The organism is Acinetobacter sp. YH1901141 (assembly GCF_013416935.1).
Lineage (GTDB): Bacteria > Pseudomonadota > Gammaproteobacteria > Pseudomonadales > Moraxellaceae > Acinetobacter > Acinetobacter towneri.
Window position 1 is genome coordinate 74,076 of sequence record NZ_VPEY01000006.1, and the last position, 15,132, is coordinate 89,207.

The 15,132-nt window shown below is 39.6% G+C and carries 16 protein-coding genes; 9 read left to right on the plus strand and 7 right to left on the minus strand.

The features are described from left to right. The first annotated feature begins 20 nt into the window (after positions 1 to 20). On the plus strand, positions 21 to 2,015 hold the full coding sequence (locus tag FTV52_RS05290; protein ID WP_004973116.1) for a triacylglycerol lipase: 1,995 nt from the start codon (positions 21 to 23) through the stop codon (positions 2,013 to 2,015). Between the two features lie 74 nt (positions 2,016 to 2,089). On the opposite strand, the gene FTV52_RS05295 is transcribed toward FTV52_RS05290, so the two are convergent. The 4 genes from FTV52_RS05295 to FTV52_RS05305 form a co-directional block, all read right to left on the minus strand. After that, complete coding sequence (locus tag FTV52_RS05295; protein WP_257221687.1) at positions 2,090 to 2,896, minus strand: maleylacetate reductase; 807 nt, start codon at positions 2,894 to 2,896, stop codon at positions 2,090 to 2,092. After that, complete coding sequence (locus FTV52_RS14695; protein ID WP_253103581.1) at positions 2,857 to 3,132, minus strand: iron-containing alcohol dehydrogenase; 276 nt, start codon at positions 3,130 to 3,132, stop codon at positions 2,857 to 2,859. Before FTV52_RS14695 ends, FTV52_RS05295 begins: the two co-directional genes overlap by 40 nt. Positions 3,133 to 3,386: 254 nt before the next feature. After that, the gene (locus tag FTV52_RS05300; protein ID WP_004973110.1) at positions 3,387 to 3,566 is read right to left on the minus strand and encodes a hypothetical protein; all 180 of its coding nucleotides are present in this window, start codon (positions 3,564 to 3,566) and stop codon (positions 3,387 to 3,389) included. Between the two features lie 161 nt (positions 3,567 to 3,727). Then, positions 3,728 to 4,084, minus strand: a complete 357-nt coding sequence (locus FTV52_RS05305) for a rhodanese-like domain-containing protein (protein WP_178865795.1) — start codon at positions 4,082 to 4,084, stop codon at positions 3,728 to 3,730. A 187-nt stretch (positions 4,085 to 4,271) separates the two neighbouring features. Between FTV52_RS05305 and FTV52_RS05310 the strand changes: the two genes are divergently transcribed. The 8 genes from FTV52_RS05310 to FTV52_RS05345 all read left to right on the plus strand — a co-directional run bounded on the left by FTV52_RS05310 (position 4,272) and on the right by FTV52_RS05345 (position 12,641). Next, a complete protein-coding gene (locus FTV52_RS05310; protein WP_004973106.1) occupies positions 4,272 to 4,679 on the plus strand; it encodes a rhodanese-like domain-containing protein in 408 nt (135 codons plus the stop codon). 164 nt (positions 4,680 to 4,843) lie between these two features. Next, complete coding sequence (locus FTV52_RS05315; protein ID WP_171287380.1) at positions 4,844 to 5,338, plus strand: DUF2946 domain-containing protein; 495 nt, start codon at positions 4,844 to 4,846, stop codon at positions 5,336 to 5,338. Positions 5,339 to 5,483: 145 nt separating this feature from the next. Continuing rightward, entirely contained in the window at positions 5,484 to 5,741 is a 258-nt protein-coding gene (locus tag FTV52_RS05320) for a DNA-binding transcriptional regulator (protein ID WP_004973099.1), read from the plus strand. A gap of 235 nt (positions 5,742 to 5,976) precedes the next feature. Next, positions 5,977 to 7,236 (plus strand): OmpP1/FadL family transporter, encoded by a 1,260-nt coding sequence (locus tag FTV52_RS05325; protein WP_179990165.1) that lies wholly within the window; start codon positions 5,977 to 5,979, stop codon positions 7,234 to 7,236. A 549-nt stretch (positions 7,237 to 7,785) separates the two neighbouring features. Continuing rightward, a complete protein-coding gene (mutS, locus tag FTV52_RS05330) occupies positions 7,786 to 10,425 on the plus strand; it encodes a DNA mismatch repair protein MutS (protein WP_179990167.1) in 2,640 nt (879 codons plus the stop codon). A 213-nt stretch (positions 10,426 to 10,638) separates the two neighbouring features. Further along, positions 10,639 to 10,962, plus strand: coding sequence for a ferredoxin FdxA (gene fdxA / locus FTV52_RS05335; protein ID WP_004973093.1), 324 nt, complete (start codon positions 10,639 to 10,641; stop codon positions 10,960 to 10,962). Between the two features lie 142 nt (positions 10,963 to 11,104). Continuing rightward, positions 11,105 to 11,824, plus strand: a complete 720-nt coding sequence (locus tag FTV52_RS05340) for a D-Ala-D-Ala carboxypeptidase family metallohydrolase (protein WP_004973092.1) — start codon at positions 11,105 to 11,107, stop codon at positions 11,822 to 11,824. Positions 11,825 to 11,975: 151 nt separating this feature from the next. Then, complete coding sequence (locus FTV52_RS05345; RefSeq protein WP_004973089.1) at positions 11,976 to 12,641, plus strand: O-methyltransferase; 666 nt, start codon at positions 11,976 to 11,978, stop codon at positions 12,639 to 12,641. 180 nt (positions 12,642 to 12,821) lie between these two features. Here the strand turns inward: FTV52_RS05345 and FTV52_RS05350 are convergent, their stop codons facing one another. From FTV52_RS05350 to FTV52_RS05360, 3 genes are all read right to left on the minus strand, one after another. Beyond that, positions 12,822 to 13,664: a universal stress protein gene (locus tag FTV52_RS05350; protein ID WP_096900923.1), complete on the minus strand. Its 843-nt coding sequence runs from the start codon at positions 13,662 to 13,664 to the stop codon at positions 12,822 to 12,824. Positions 13,665 to 13,790: 126 nt separating this feature from the next. After that, entirely contained in the window at positions 13,791 to 14,417 is a 627-nt protein-coding gene (locus FTV52_RS05355) for a DapH/DapD/GlmU-related protein (RefSeq protein WP_004973079.1), read from the minus strand. Continuing rightward, entirely contained in the window at positions 14,410 to 15,009 is a 600-nt protein-coding gene (locus FTV52_RS05360; protein ID WP_096900925.1) for a YigZ family protein, read from the minus strand. Before FTV52_RS05360 ends, FTV52_RS05355 begins: the two co-directional genes overlap by 8 nt. Positions 15,010 to 15,132: the final 123 nt, after the last annotated feature.

Here is a 15,132-nt window from a genome sequence, read left to right on the forward strand (position 1 = left end):
AAAATTAAGCCAGACTTTCCATGAATAAAATTGTGATTGCTGCATTGCTCAGTACAACACTGCTGTCTGGTTGTCAGGTGGTCAGTGTTAAAAATCAGGCGTTAAAAGTTAGTATTGCCAATGAACGTGATAGTATTTTATCGCGCAAAAAACTGAGTGAAGCCAGTTTAAATGTCTTGTCGATGACAGGACGTGAAGCCAATATTTGTGCCGAAAAACCTGAAGAATGTGTGAGTGCACTCAAGCAAATCCCACAAATTCAGGATGAACAACTGCTCTCAACCGCCAGTGAATTATATTTAGCGAAAGCGATTGAACTGGAAAATTCATCGTCCTGTAAAATCAGTATTCTGAACAGTAAAAGATCGGAAGAACAACAAAAAATTCATCAGGCCAATTATGAACAATGTTTAGATCAGCAATTGCACATGCTCGATCAAAGTATTCGTTATAGTTACGCCTACATGTTTAAAACCAAACGTGCGCCGCAAGACCGTCTTTTTGATAACAGACAAGTCCAAATTCGGGATTTTTATAATCAGGCGATTGCCAAATTGGTCAGCAGCTATGCGCTGCGCTATAAACACGATGAATTGCAACAACAAATTCGTGTTGGCAACAGCATTTATGACATTGATTTTGAGTACTACCCGCAGCTGAAACAACAAAAAATTCAGCAGTTGATGTCAACCTATAACCTGAACTTTTCGGGTTTGCGCTCGGTCACGCGCCGTGATGGTTTTGGGTCTGAATTTCTGGTGGTATTGCCTGAAAATCCAAACGATGATCTGAGCAAAAGCAAATATATTATTGATCCGCTAAAATATGATTATCCTGCAGGAAAAAATCCAAATATTCACCAAGCTCGCTATTTAGCCGCGACAATCACTGCAGAACCACATAGCGCCAATTCCATTGAAGATATTTTGAATCGGCCGCATTTTAAGCTCAAGGCTTATGATCCGTATAAATATGAATCTGCCCAAATTGCACAAAAGAACTACCCGCTTGCAGCTAACTTTTCTGCACCTTATGGCTTGTGGTTAGCGCAAAATAATTTAGGTAAATCGGCTTATTTATCCTTAATTGATCGTGAAGAACGACTCAGTATGCCGCATTTGTACTTACTTGAGCCGTATAATCCGAATAAAAAAGTCATTGTCCTCATTCATGGTTTGGCCAGTAGCCCCGAAGCGTGGATTCGCTTAACCAACGATATTATGGGCGATCCTGTATTGCGGGAAAACTTTCAAGTCTGGCAAGTGTTTTACTCGACCAATATGCCAATTTTAGAAAGCCGTTTCCAAATTTATGCCTTGCTTCAACAAGGCTTTAAACAGGTCAGTCCTTCTGCTGCAGCCAAAAAAGATGCTGTAGTAATTGGACACAGCATGGGTGGTATTTTGGCACGTTTGTTGGTCAGCGATACTGATTTAACTCAACCTGCCATGCAAATGCTTAAAAACCGACGTCTGGAACGCTTTAAATCTGATCCTTTGTTGCAAGCACGTTTGCGCCTTAAACCCATCACCAATTTTAACCGTGCAATATTCTTGGCTGCACCGCATAAAGGTACAGAGTTTGCAGACCGCTGGTTCACCCTTGCAGCACGTAAAGTCATTCGCTTACCGACTGCATTTTTAAGCGCGTTTGCGGATACCTTGCAGCAACATGAAGTCGATTTAAAAAATCTAACCAAAGAAATTGGGCATGGCGTCATTCAAAATGGACCGAGTGATTTAAGTAAAAATTCCAAATTTACGGAATTAACTGAAGATATTTTGCCTGTCAAAGGATTTAAATATCACAGTATTATTGGCAATAATACCGACAGCACTGAGCATCTGTTAATGAATGACGATGTGGTGCATTACAACAGTGCCCACTTAGATGGCGCTGTTTCAGAAAAAATTATTAAAGGCGGACATTCCATTCAGGAAACGCCAGAAGCTGTATTGGAACTGCGACGTATTCTTAGATTACATTTGCAAGATTTAGGCTTGTATAAACCGTAATCCGTCACGGCAAATAAAAAACCGAAGTCTAAGTGGCTTCGGTTTTTTATCTATCATGCTATTTTTTAGCAGCATTATAGCGGTGCTTGTCCCCAATAGGCTTTGGTCAATAAAGCCTCTAATTCGGCATAGTCATATTCACGTGGATTATAATATGGACTATCACAGATAATACGTGCCACTTGGGCAGGTGCTGTTTCGGGTAATCCTAAATCTTTAAGTGCCATTGGAATATTCAATTTTTGGTTAAGCTGATAAATCGCCAAGCCTAACTGTTCCCGATCTGACACATTTAAAGCCGCTGCCAGTTGATTCATTGCAGCAATATCTGCATGTCGGTTGTAATGCACTGAATACGCCAACACAATGGCGTGGGTTTGCGCATGTGGTAACTGATAGCGTCCGCCCAAGCTATGGCAAATTTTATGATGAATTGCCATACCCACCGAACCCAAATACACACCTGCCAACCATGCGCCATATAAAGCATGTTCACGTGCCTGCATATTATGAGGCGCTTGCACAATTTCAGGTAAAGCCTGTGCCAGTTGAGTAATCGCCTCTAGCGCCATTAAACTTACAATGGGATTTTTATCCTGTGCATATAATGCCGCAACTGCATGTGCCATCGCATTCATACCCGAACATACCGAAATTTCAGTGGGTAAGTTGAGTGTCAATTCAGGATAATAAATCACTACTTTAGGCAAAACTTGAGCTGCTTTGCCTGTGGTTTTCAGCTGGTTTTCGGTGATGCCATACACCGCAGTCATTTCACTACCTGCATAAGTGGTCGGAATTGCAATAATCGGTAAATGGGTTTCTAAAGCAATTGCTTTGGCTAAACCAATCGCAGAGCACCGCCGAGTGCCAAACAGCAATCGACCTTTAAACGCTGCACATCTTGAATGGCTTGATCGGCAACTTCTTTTGGCACATGCATCACCGCATGAGGATAGACCGCTACAGCCATGTCTTGGATTAGTGCCAATAAACGCTCGCCTGCGGCTTTTTGCCCTGCAGTGGCAATAGTTAAAATACGCCTATAGGTATAAGATCGTAAAATCTCTTGAATTTTTTGCAGATGACCTACGCCAAAATGAACATTGATTGGCAATACCTGATAATGGAATGCTTACATGTTATTAAACTTAAATATTGTCTTTAGATTTTAATAGCATTTAACTATGACTAGGCTGCTGAACAGCCCAATTCTGCAACGCTGCTTTGCAAATATTCAAATAAAACTCAAAACCAACTGTTTTGCTGTAAACACAAAAACCCATGATCGCATGGGCTTTTGGATCATTAAAATTAAATGCGATGAATCATCTATCAATTTTAATGTAAAGAAAACTTATACTTTTGTGCTTAGTCTATTTCTTTTAGGCACACTGCAGACAAAATTGGAATACCAAAACATGGAAGCAACAATAAAATCCAGTATTCCACGACGGTAGCTTCACCACTGATCATATTGATGAATAATCCACCAATGATTAATACCGCTGCAATTAAACCCAGAAAAATTCCAAAAAATCTTGCAGGCATTTGACGTCCCCTGAACAATCGAACAAAAGTGTTAGATCTAGTATATACCTTATAATTAAATAAGATATTATTTTTTAAGCAAAGATTAACAAAGCTATACAATCAGCTGCATTAGAAATGTCAACATTGCGCATATTGAAGTATAGTCTCAATGCACTTGTTTATTTGACCTGAGAGGACACGCATGGCATTTGTTGTTTCCACCATGCTTTCATGCCACCTTGCAACTGCGATGCCTGATAACCCATTTTAGCCAATCTTCTGGTTGCAGGAATACTGCGATGTGCAGATAGACAAATAGTCACTACAGGCTTTGTAGGAGCTAAAGATAATGCTTTGACATTAGATTCATTCATTTGACTCAAAGGCAAATGCAACGCACCTTGAATATGGCTGTCACAAAATTCTTTTCGGGTACGTACATCTACAATTTGCACATCTTGCTGTTGTTGTAACAAATCCTGTGCGTTTATTTCAGGCACTTTACCCCACGGCAGATACATCATCAAATTAAACATTGCACACTCCAAAGCAAATAAAACTTGAAAATTCCAACAAATGATTTAAACCATAGCATGTCTAATTTTATCTAGCTGTGGCTATTTCCAAAGAGAAATCATATAGACACATTTGCTAACAATAATCAAAACTTAATTAATATATTAGTTTATATTATATAGGATCAAAAAAAATGTGAGTGATTTCATGAAAACACCAGATCAACTGATTACCGAAGCGAAAAGCCAAATTACCGAAATGAGTGTTCAAGATGTCTATGAGGTGTATAGCAAACATCCTGATATTATTTTGATTGATGTACGTGAACCAGAAGAACATCAAGCCTGTGCAATTGATCGTGCTGTGAACTTTCCGCGTGGCATGCTCGAAATGAAAATTGCACAACACCCTGTTGTCAATCATTACTGTGAAGTTGAACGCGCACTTGCCGATTTAGCTGAAAAAGATATTTATTTGATCTGTGGTACAGGTGCACGCTCAGCTTTGGCAACTCAATCTTTGCAGCGTATGGGCTTTGAAAAAATATTTTCTGTACAAGGCGGCATGCAGGCTTGGATTGAAGCTGGTTTACCCACAATCTCAATTACAGCTTAATTGACTAAATTACGAAACGATCCATTGCTTTAGCCCAAAACCACTTGAGTAAAGCAGTATTTTTACTACACAGTTCATGTGATAAACAAAGCTTTATCATTAAACAGTTAAATTTTTTGTTATAGTGTTACATGAAAATTCAATAAAAGACGTATGCAGTGTTGATGATGTGGGGAAGATTGCTCGGATTAACAGCAATCTTGTTACAAGTCGCTGTATTCCTACAGCCTTTATTGCCAGAGAAACAACATTTTTCCTCTGTCTGTAAAACTGTTGCCCAAGCATTATTTTTTGATCAGCCAAGCTCTGCAAATCAGCTGTCTGCAAATCTTCTACAACGCACAGCCAGCACATCTACGTCTGAATCTCATCTAAGTCATACGGCTCATTCACCGCATACAGACAAAGTTGACACACGGCATTCAGCTCAACATGCGCATGAATCATCCAAACAAGATGCACATGAAAACCATGAATGTGAATATTGTTTAGTCTATAGCTTTGCACTTCCCTTACTAGATACCAAGCTTAGATACGTGTTAATCCGAACACAAATTCGGATTTTGTCTTTTAAAACATCGTTTACACCAACACTATTTCAAACTGAGCCGCTTTTTATTCTACCACAAGGTCGTGCTCCGCCTCGTTTTGACTTTTGAATTTTCTTATCATTTCTTACAGTGTTGCCATCTTTGCTTCACTCTAAAGTGTAAATTTTGCAGTATCAAATTTATGCAGCTGTAGGACAATACTTATTTTAATAACTCATTGACTTGTTTATTCGACCCTAAGGAGGAGATAACTATGCATCTGCTTCAACACAGTCATAATCATGTGAATCATACTGTAGAGCAAACGGCTTGTTTGGATTTAGCACAACAGATCATTAAAGTTCGACAAAAAATGAATATTTCACAAACTGAACTTGCGGCAAAATTGTGTATCTCTGCCCGAACTTTAGAAAGTTGGGAACGTGGTGTCCGTCAACCGTCGAGTTCTGCTCAAGCATTGATTCGATTATTTATTAAATCGCCACAATTTGTGTTAGAAAACTTGGCATAAAGCACTTTATAATTATGAATTAAAGCAATGTAAATCAATAAAGAAGCTCCCAAGGGAGCTTCTTTGGTCAAAAGAGTTGAAGCATCATTTTGATATACATATAGAATGAATACCCTTGCTGTTTCATAGCTATATATTCAAAAATAGAATAAAGATATGAATTTATATTCAAATACAAGAATACAACTTTTCAATATACTGCCGCATATATTGTTTTTACTCGATCTATATTCTCATGAAATATCTATCTTCTTTTATCTCAATTGCTGTTATCGCACCTTTGTTTTCAACATCTGCTTTTGCAACAACAGGATATTTCATGCATGCATATAGTGTGAAATCTCAAGGAAACGCAGGCACAGCCATTGCCAATTTTCAGGACAGTCTGACTATTGCAAGCAACCCAGCGGGTTTGAGCTGGTTAGATAAGCGTGTTGATGCAGGTTTAACTATTTTCTCTCCAGATCGTGAGTCTGAAATTACAGGAAATGGTTATGGAGCAAATGGTCAGTATGATGGCAATAGCCGTAAATACTTTGTAATTCCAGATGTAGGTTATGTTCACCCAGTGAATGAACAAGTCACTGCGGGTATTGCGGTTTATGGCAATGGTGGCATGAATACCAATTATAAAAATAATCCTTATGCAGTTTATGATAATACAGGAAGCGCAGGTATTTCATTAACCCAAGCCTTTATTTCACCTGCTTTATCTTGGAAATATGCAGAAAATCAATCTATAGCTTTGGCTGCAAATATTTTATATCAACGTTTTAGCGCACAAGGTTTTGCTGGTGATGTATTTGGTGGTGCTTCGTCCAACGATGCAGCAATTAGCGACCGTGGCAATGACGATTCATACGGTGTAGGTGCACGTATTGGCTGGTCGGCAAAACCAAATGAGAAACTGACCCTTGGTGCAAGCTATTCATCTAAAATTAATGCCAGCCGCTTTAAGAAATATGAAGGTTTATTTGCCAAACAAGGTGATTTTGACGTACCTGAAAGCTATGGTGTAGGTTTAAATTATCAACTTACCCCTGCTTTATCAGTCGCGACAGATTACTTACGCATTAATTATTCAGATGTAGATTCTGTTGGCAATAAACTGGATCAATTATTCGCAAACAATAAATTTGGCACAACACAAGGTCCTGGTTTTGGATGGGATGACATCAATGTCTATAAAATTTCAGCGACTTATCAAGCCTCAGAAAAACTGACTTTACGTGCGGGTTATAGCTATAACGATCAGCCTGTTAAAAATGATCAAACCTTCCTAAATATTTTGGCACCAGGTGTGGTACAAGAGCATTTAAGTGTTGGTGCAACTTGGCGACTCGATGATCAACAAAATGTAAGTGTGGCTTATACACACGCACTCAAAGAAACAGTGCAAGGTAACAACTCTATCCCCGCTGATTTTGGTGGTGGCGAAGCCAATTTAAGCATGAGCCAAAATATTTTGGGCGTGTCATATAGTTTGAATTTTTAAATTCTACATAGCTTGAGTTTGAATAATAGCTTGCCATGATCTGAAAAGATGATGGCTTTTTTTACTTTGATTGTGATGAAGTTTTTCCAAAGTACGGCTTTAGCTAGAAATAAGACCATGCAAAGCATAATGTTACAACATGCACTACTTTCTAAATGAATCCATAGAAAACAATCAAATTTCGATGCTTTTTATAACGATGAATTACACGAAAAACTCAGTAAAATTCAGCCAAATGACACAATAATTTTCACTTTTAACTTCGCAAATCATACATTTTCAACAGCTAAGCTCTTTGAGCTATGCGATATCATTTTTGAAACTGTCGGTTTAGATTTTATGGGCGATATTTTTTATGGCTGTGTGCTCACTAACACACCCGATCAATTGAATATTATCCATTTAAAAGCTTAAACCGCTCGATGTTCGACTCGTTAGAGAGCGAGCAACAATGACATGCAGGTTCACTAATTTGACTAAGATGGCGTAAAATAAGCTAGTCACATACTTACACTTAAATTACGCTTCAAATTAAAGGACTTCAACTGCATGAACATGACAGAAATCATGGCTGATCTATCTTCACACACTCCAATGATGCAGCAATACTTACGGGTGAAGATGGAACATCCACATTCTTTAATGTTCTATCGCATGGGCGATTTCTACGAATTATTTTTTGATGATGCACACAAAGCTGCCAAACTTCTAGGCATTACCCTCACCCACCGTGGTAAAACTAGTGGCAAACCTATTCCAATGGCGGGCGTGCCATATCATGCTGCTGAAGGTTATCTCGCTCGCTTGGTCAAAAAAGGCGAAACCGTGGTAATTTGTGAGCAAATTGGCGAGGTGACAGGCAAAGGTCCTGTAGAGCGTGGAGTAGTACGGATTATCACCCCAGGCACGCTCACCGATGATGCCTTGCTCAACAGTCATCAATCTTCCAACTTGGTCTCTTTATGCTTACAGCAAAACCAAATTGGTATCGCATTGCTGGATTTAAGTGCAGGGATTTTTAAAGTTCAGCAAATGGATTATTTGCCTGAACAACTCGCGATTGAACTTTCTCGTTTAATGCCAAGCGAAATTGTGGTCGATGAAGATATTGTCGATCCGAATATTATTGAACAGGTTAAAAAGCAGCTTGACTGCCCTGTGACCAAACGCCCAAATGTCGATTTCAACCTGAACAATGCACAAAAAACGCTTTGTGATCAATTTGCTGTATCGTCACTTTCAGGTTTTGGTATTGATCATTTGCCCTTAGCCAAAGCAGCAGCGGCAGCGTTAATACACTACGCCAAAGAAACCCAAAAAACGGCTTTACCACATATTCGCAGTATTCAATTAGAACAAAGCAGCGATTTTATTGCGCTTGATCCTGTGACCCGACGTAATTTGGAATTGGTTGAACCATTATTTGAACACGGCACTTCTTTATTCCAACTGATTAACGATTGCCAAACTGCCATGGGTAGCCGTTTACTGAGTCGTACCTTGATGCAACCTTTGCGTGACACGGCATTGTTAGATGCAAGACTGGATGCAATTCAAGCCTTAATACAAGGTTACCATGAGTCGCCTGTGCGTTTGGTACTGAAAGAAATTAGTGATATTGAACGTGTGCTGAGTCGTGTCGCACTCGGTAGCGCACGCCCACGTGATTTGGTACAACTACGTCAGGCCTGTGCGCAAATTCCCTATTTGCGTCATGCCTTACAGCCCATTGTTTCTGCACAACAATCCGCACTCATTCAAAACCTGAATGAAGAACTGGGCGATTTTCATGGACTGCATCAACGGCTGATGCAGGCAATTGTGGAAAACCCACCTGTACTATTGCGTGATGGCAATGTCATTGCAGAGGGTTTTGACAGTGAACTCGATGAACTACGCAAAATCCGTGATCATGCGGGGCAATTCCTGATTGATTTAGAAGTCAAAGAGCGCCAAGAAAGCGGTATCCCAACGTTAAAAATTGGCTACAACCGTGTCAGTGGTTACTACATTGAACTCACTCGCGCCCAAGCCGAGCAAGCACCTGAACACTATATCCGTCGTCAAACTTTAAAAAATGCAGAACGCTACATCACCCCAGAGCTAAAAAGTTTTGAAGATAAAGTCCTGTCTAGCGAGTCCCGTGCTTTAGCCCGTGAAAAGATGCTATTTGAAATGCTATTGGATGAATTACGCCAAGACATTGCTCAATTACAAATGATGAGCAGCGCGATTGCACAAATTGATCTATTGGCAAACTTTGCCCATCAAGCACGTTTACGCAATTGGGCACGCCCTGAATATAGCCCTGAAATTGGAATTAAAATTACTGCAGGACGTCATCCTGTTGTTGAGGCCTTGAGTAAAACCGCCTTTACACCGAATGATACTTTACTCGACTACAATCATCGTTTGGCAATTATTACTGGCCCGAATATGGGCGGTAAATCAACGTATATGCGTCAAACCGCACTCATTGCCCTACTTGGCTATTGTGGTAGTTATGTGCCTGCCCAAACAGCCGTATTAGGTCCTATTGATCGCGTGTTTACCCGTATTGGTTCTGCCGATGATTTATCGACAGGTAAATCGACCTTTATGGTCGAAATGACTGAGACTTCACAAATTTTACACCATGCAACCTCACAGTCTTTGGTGCTGATGGATGAAGTTGGTCGCGGAACCAGTACCTACGATGGCTTATCTTTGGCATGGGCATGTGTGTTGGATTTAAGCAAACGCATCAAATGTTTATGCCTATTTGCAACGCATTATTTTGAATTGACCGAATTAAGCAAAGAATCTGGGGTGGATAACTACCACGTAACCGCCAAAGAAATGAATGGCAACCTGATTCTCTTGCACAAAGTTCAACAAGGTCCTGCAAGCCAAAGTCACGGTTTGCAAGTGGCAAAATTGGCAGGCATTCCAGCCAATGTGATTAAAGAAGCGCAAAACCGTTTAAGAATTTTAGAAAAACAGCAGCACAAAAATGTCAATTTAGCCTTTCAAGATGACCTATTTGCACCAGCAACAAGCTCAGCTGAACCAGAAGTGATTGAACGTGTAATAGAGGTAGAAAAACCATCACCTGCTTTAGATTTATTACGTAGTATAGATGTCGATAATTTAACGCCACGACAAGCGCTGGAACAATTGTATGCTTTAAAGGAACAATTGAACGCTTAGCCGCTGTTATTTCTAAAATATTTGAGCTAAACAAAGACTCTCAATTGAGAGTCTTTGTCATTTATAAGTTTTTTTGATGATTTTATCCCCCTTTTATCAAATTTAGCAGCACTGTCTATATCAAATATCAGTAAAAGCGATTGTTAGTTGTAGTGTTTTTTGCCTAAAATAGACTATTCTGAATTAGAACCATATTTTTAGGTAGCTGTCGCCATGACATTTGTTGTCACTGAAAACTGTATTAAATGTAAATATCAAGACTGCGTTGAAGTTTGTCCTGTAGACTGCTTCTACGAAGGTCCGAACTTCCTTGTCATTAATCCAGACGAATGTATCGACTGTGCATTATGTGAACCAGAGTGTCCTGCCAACGCTATTTTCTCTGAAGATGAATTACCAGAAGGTCAGGAAGTGTTTATTGAGCTAAATGCCGAACTTTCACAGACTTGGCCAAACATTACACAAATTGGCGATCAACCTGCTGACCGCGAAGAATGGAATGGCAAACCAGACAAATTACAATACTTAGAAAAGTAAGTTCGTCTTGTTGTGAAAAAGATCAGTCCTGTGCTGATCTTTTTTTATACCTAAAACACACATTTGATTGCAATATTTTCAAATTTTAACCAGCATTTTCGATTAGAATACTGCCACTTTAAATAAATATCTGATTTGCCTAATGAAGAAATTTTTCAAGGCGCTGTTTTCGTTCAGCATTGTTCCCGTTATCTTGGTTGCCTGTAGTTCAACCCCAAACAGAACAACAACGATCACCACGCCCGATGGAAAACGAATTTTCATTCCTCAAGAAAAAATCACCTATGAGCGTCAGGTAGCACCTAAAATTGTGCCTTATTCGTATAATGCATGGGTGGCAGTGAGTGACAATTTACGCCAAGTTCGTGAATATGAACGCTTCTTGGAACACAACGGTGTTGGCAATATTATTCCAAGTTTTGAATTAATGCGTACCGCACGTGACTGGCAACGCTGTGGACGTTCGCAATTTATGATTCCAAGTCGTGAATTGTGGCAAAATCAGGTGCCTACCTTGCGTGTATTTAAATATTTGGTCGCCTCTAAAGTCTTAACTGATTTTGAAGTCACTTCTGTCTATCGAGATTTACCACTGAATCAATGTGCAGGTGGTGCGAACTCATCGCGTCACTTATTTAACTCAGCCATTGATTTTAGAATTGGGCCACAATTCCCGAATGCCGAAGACTATGCCTATATTGAAAGTACCAAATACAGACTGTGTCAGTTCTGGCAGCAATATGGTCAAAGTTTAAACATGGGCTTAGGCTTATACGCTTCAGGACAAATTCATATTGATACACAAGGTTATCGAACTTGGGGGCCAGATTTAAGCCGCCATTCATCTATGTGTAATTTCTAATTCAGTGTTGTTTAGAATTAAATCCTAAAGAGGTCAAATTGACCTCTTTTTTTATTGCGAAATAGATTATCACCGGCTCCATTCCGCGAATAAATTGCACTCTGAGCAGAAAAGTTTACAATGCACACATCGCAACAAAGGTGAGCACGCTATGCAACAAATGTGGACGGATATCGATCACTATATCGAATCACATTTAATTCCCGAAGACCCAATTTTGACGCAAACTTTAGAAAATACCGATGCCAAAGGTTTTCCAGATCACCTTGCAGTTGCGGCAAATCAGGGCATGTTGCTACAAATGCTCATTCAAATGAATCAATGCAAACGTGTGTTGGAATTGGGCACATTCGCAGCTTATAGCACAATGTGGCTAGCACGTGCGCTGCCTGAAGATGGTTATATACTCACGATTGAAGGACGTGATACCCATGCAGCTTTGGGACAGGAAAATATTGACCGCGCTCAATTAAAACAAAAGGTTGAATTAAAAGTTGGTCGTGCTGCAGAAATTCTAAAGGCTCTGCCAGAAGATACTGAAGCTTTTGATTTTATTTTTATTGATGCCGACAAACAAAGCTATCCTGAATATTTGGAACTGAGTCTTAAACTTTCACGCTCAGGTACAATTATCTTTTTAGACAATGTAATTCGTGCAGGGGAAATTTTAAATCCTGACAATCACAAACCAAGCATTGAAGGGATTCGTGACATGTTCAAAGCCATGCAAAATCATTCGCGAATTTTATCGTGCACAGCATTACAAACTGTAGGCAGCAAAGGACATGATGGCTTTGCTTTAGCGATTGTAAAGTAAAGTCCACACAAGGTTAAAAAACAACCTAAAGCAATTTTACATTATATATTATAATGTTACATATACTGTCCATACAGTTATCCACAAATTATGCGGATAACCATGGACAGTCAGCAAGCATTTACATCAGTTCAACTAAACAATCTTTTGAAATGATCTTTTTTGAATCATTTACGATTTTTACTTTGCCACCAACAAAGGAACAGTTGAGTTACGGAAAATATTGGTGGTAATGCTTCCCAAGAAAAATTGGTGAATTTTACTGTGACTAAATGCCCCCAGTACAATCAACTGAATACCATGTTCACGTTGATAATCTAAGATATTTTCAGCCACATCGCCATAACGATATTCCACCACCACATCTAAACCCGCTGAAGTTAAAAAATCTGCAGGTTCATTTAAAACTTCTGGGTGATCACCGACATAGAGCAAATGACATTGCAATAATTTAAGCAAATCACTTTGTGCAATTCGCTTCATCATTTTGATACAAGTTGGGGAATATTCATAAGCAAAAATAAAACGGTTTGGTGCTTTAAAATGCTCTCCGACAGTCATCACAGTACAATTTGCACCACGAATAAAGTTTTCGACATTACTGCCTAATGCCTTATTGCGTTCAGCAGATTTCTCGCCCACACGTCCAATCACCACAATATCTTCTTCGTTCAGCACACTAAAACTTTGTTCTAAAAAGTCGCCTTTTTCTTGAATGTGGGTAGGTACAATGCCGAACTTTTCCTGAATCATACTGGAAATGTGCTGCAATAAATTGTTGCTATAATCGAGTGCTAATTCACTTTGTTTTTGTTCTAATTCGGCTAATTCTTTGAGTAACATGGCATTACTTTCAAAACCAATCACGCCACTAATTTCCCCCAAATGATAACTGGCGGGGTAATAATCCAAAACTTGTAATAACACCAATTCACGTTGAGTTTGTGTTGCAATCCACGCAGCAGCTTCAGCAAGCGCATTAATACAAGGCGAAGAATCAATACAAGCAATTACACGTTTCATTATTGCCTCTCTTACTGCCTTTTGCAGGCTATTTTTTAGTTGTTATTTTTAACTTAACACAACTCGTGTTGCAGGGACATGAAAAAATGTAATGAAGTTTAAAGATTTAGCCTTGCTGCATCGTATTTACTCACGATAACGAATCAATTTGGCAGGGTTTCCTACCACAATTTCCCGCTCCTGAACATCTTTGGTGACCATGCTATTCATACCAACGACTGCATGTGCCGCAATCTTCACCCCATCTTTAACACCAACATGCGCACCTAACCAAACATCCTTACCAACTTCAATGCCCTGTGAACGCACCGCTTGCTGATAAATGGGCTGATCCAAAGCCATGCCATGATCAAATGCATATAAATGACAATATGCTGCGATACGCACCTGATCATGAAGCTTAATTCCAACTCTGCCACCATCTAAAATACAGTGGTGATTAATCGCGACTTCATTGCCAATTTCTAAAGGGCCATGCAAAGTACAATCGGCTGCAATAAAGGTATTATCGCCAATACTGATTTTACGTCCTGGTTCTGCAAAAATATGTGCCAATGGTGAAATAAAACAGTTTTTGCCAATCTCTACCGTTTCCATTGCCATTAAATAAGCTTGATATTCCTGCTGCCAAGCTTCTGCCCAAGCACGATGTTTAGGTTTTAATGACCAATATAACCACGGCATGTAGTTTAAACGGTGTTTATGCTGCTCACGGTACTTCGATAATGGATCAGGTGAATTTGCTTCAGTCATCTTGATCATCCTCAAGGATTTTGAGTTGTTCACGCCCACGGCTAATATCTTGTAATTTTAGTTTTAAAGGGTCTATTTGATCGACTTGCATGAATGCCTTTACCAACACGCCTTCGGCGGTGTAGTCTTCGCTGTACTCAATCTGCTGACTATTTAGCTCGTATTGTAAAATTGCCCACTCATTAAAATGACAGGAAAATTGCACGGTCTTTTTTTCAATCAGTTCTATTTTTTCTGCTAGAGCCAAACATTGCCCTGCACATCCCCCATAGGCACGTACCAAGCCGCCTGTGCCCAATTTAATGCCGCCGTACCAACGATTCACCAACACCAAAACATTAGTCAACTCATTGCCTTCAATCGTGGCTAAAATAGGACGTCCTGCCGTACCTGAAGGTTCGCCATCATCATTAAAACGTAATTGATGCCCGATTTTCCATGCCCAACATTGATGTGTGGTAGATGAATCACGCTGCTGTTCCAAAAAAGTTTTTACCGCTTGCTCATTATCTACAGGCACAGCAATTGCCTGAAATCGACTTTTTTTAATTTCTTCTTCAAAAGTGATGGGCGCAGCAATGGTAAATGGCATAACACTCCAGATCAATCAACCAGTTAAATAAAAACCTGATAATTATAACGTGTTTAGCGCTCTAACGTATTTAGAGTTATAGCTTATTTGGACTGATAACCACCATAAAAAAACCTTCTATCC

Bases quoted from the DNA above. Each gene is read 5' to 3' on its own strand.
- FTV52_RS05290 (WP_004973116.1), top strand. From the start codon at position 21: ATGAATAAAATTGTGATTGCTGCATTGCTCAGTACAACACTGCTGTCT.
- FTV52_RS05300 (WP_004973110.1), bottom strand. From the start codon at position 3,566: ATGCCTGCAAGATTTTTTGGAATTTTTCTGGGTTTAATTGCAGCGGTA.
- FTV52_RS05305 (WP_178865795.1), bottom strand. From the start codon at position 4,084: ATGTTTAATTTGATGATGTATCTGCCGTGGGGTAAAGTGCCTGAAATA.
- FTV52_RS05310 (WP_004973106.1), top strand. From the start codon at position 4,272: ATGAAAACACCAGATCAACTGATTACCGAAGCGAAAAGCCAAATTACC.
- FTV52_RS05315 (WP_171287380.1), top strand. From the start codon at position 4,844: ATGATGTGGGGAAGATTGCTCGGATTAACAGCAATCTTGTTACAAGTC.
- FTV52_RS05320 (WP_004973099.1), top strand. From the start codon at position 5,484: ATGCATCTGCTTCAACACAGTCATAATCATGTGAATCATACTGTAGAG.
- FTV52_RS05325 (WP_179990165.1), top strand. From the start codon at position 5,977: ATGAAATATCTATCTTCTTTTATCTCAATTGCTGTTATCGCACCTTTG.
- mutS (WP_179990167.1), top strand. From the start codon at position 7,786: ATGAACATGACAGAAATCATGGCTGATCTATCTTCACACACTCCAATG.
- fdxA (WP_004973093.1), top strand. From the start codon at position 10,639: ATGACATTTGTTGTCACTGAAAACTGTATTAAATGTAAATATCAAGAC.
- FTV52_RS05340 (WP_004973092.1), top strand. From the start codon at position 11,105: ATGAAGAAATTTTTCAAGGCGCTGTTTTCGTTCAGCATTGTTCCCGTT.
- FTV52_RS05345 (WP_004973089.1), top strand. From the start codon at position 11,976: ATGCAACAAATGTGGACGGATATCGATCACTATATCGAATCACATTTA.
- FTV52_RS05350 (WP_096900923.1), bottom strand. From the start codon at position 13,664: ATGAAACGTGTAATTGCTTGTATTGATTCTTCGCCTTGTATTAATGCG.
- FTV52_RS05355 (WP_004973079.1), bottom strand. From the start codon at position 14,417: ATGACTGAAGCAAATTCACCTGATCCATTATCGAAGTACCGTGAGCAG.
- FTV52_RS05360 (WP_096900925.1), bottom strand. From the start codon at position 15,009: ATGCCATTTACCATTGCTGCGCCCATCACTTTTGAAGAAGAAATTAAA.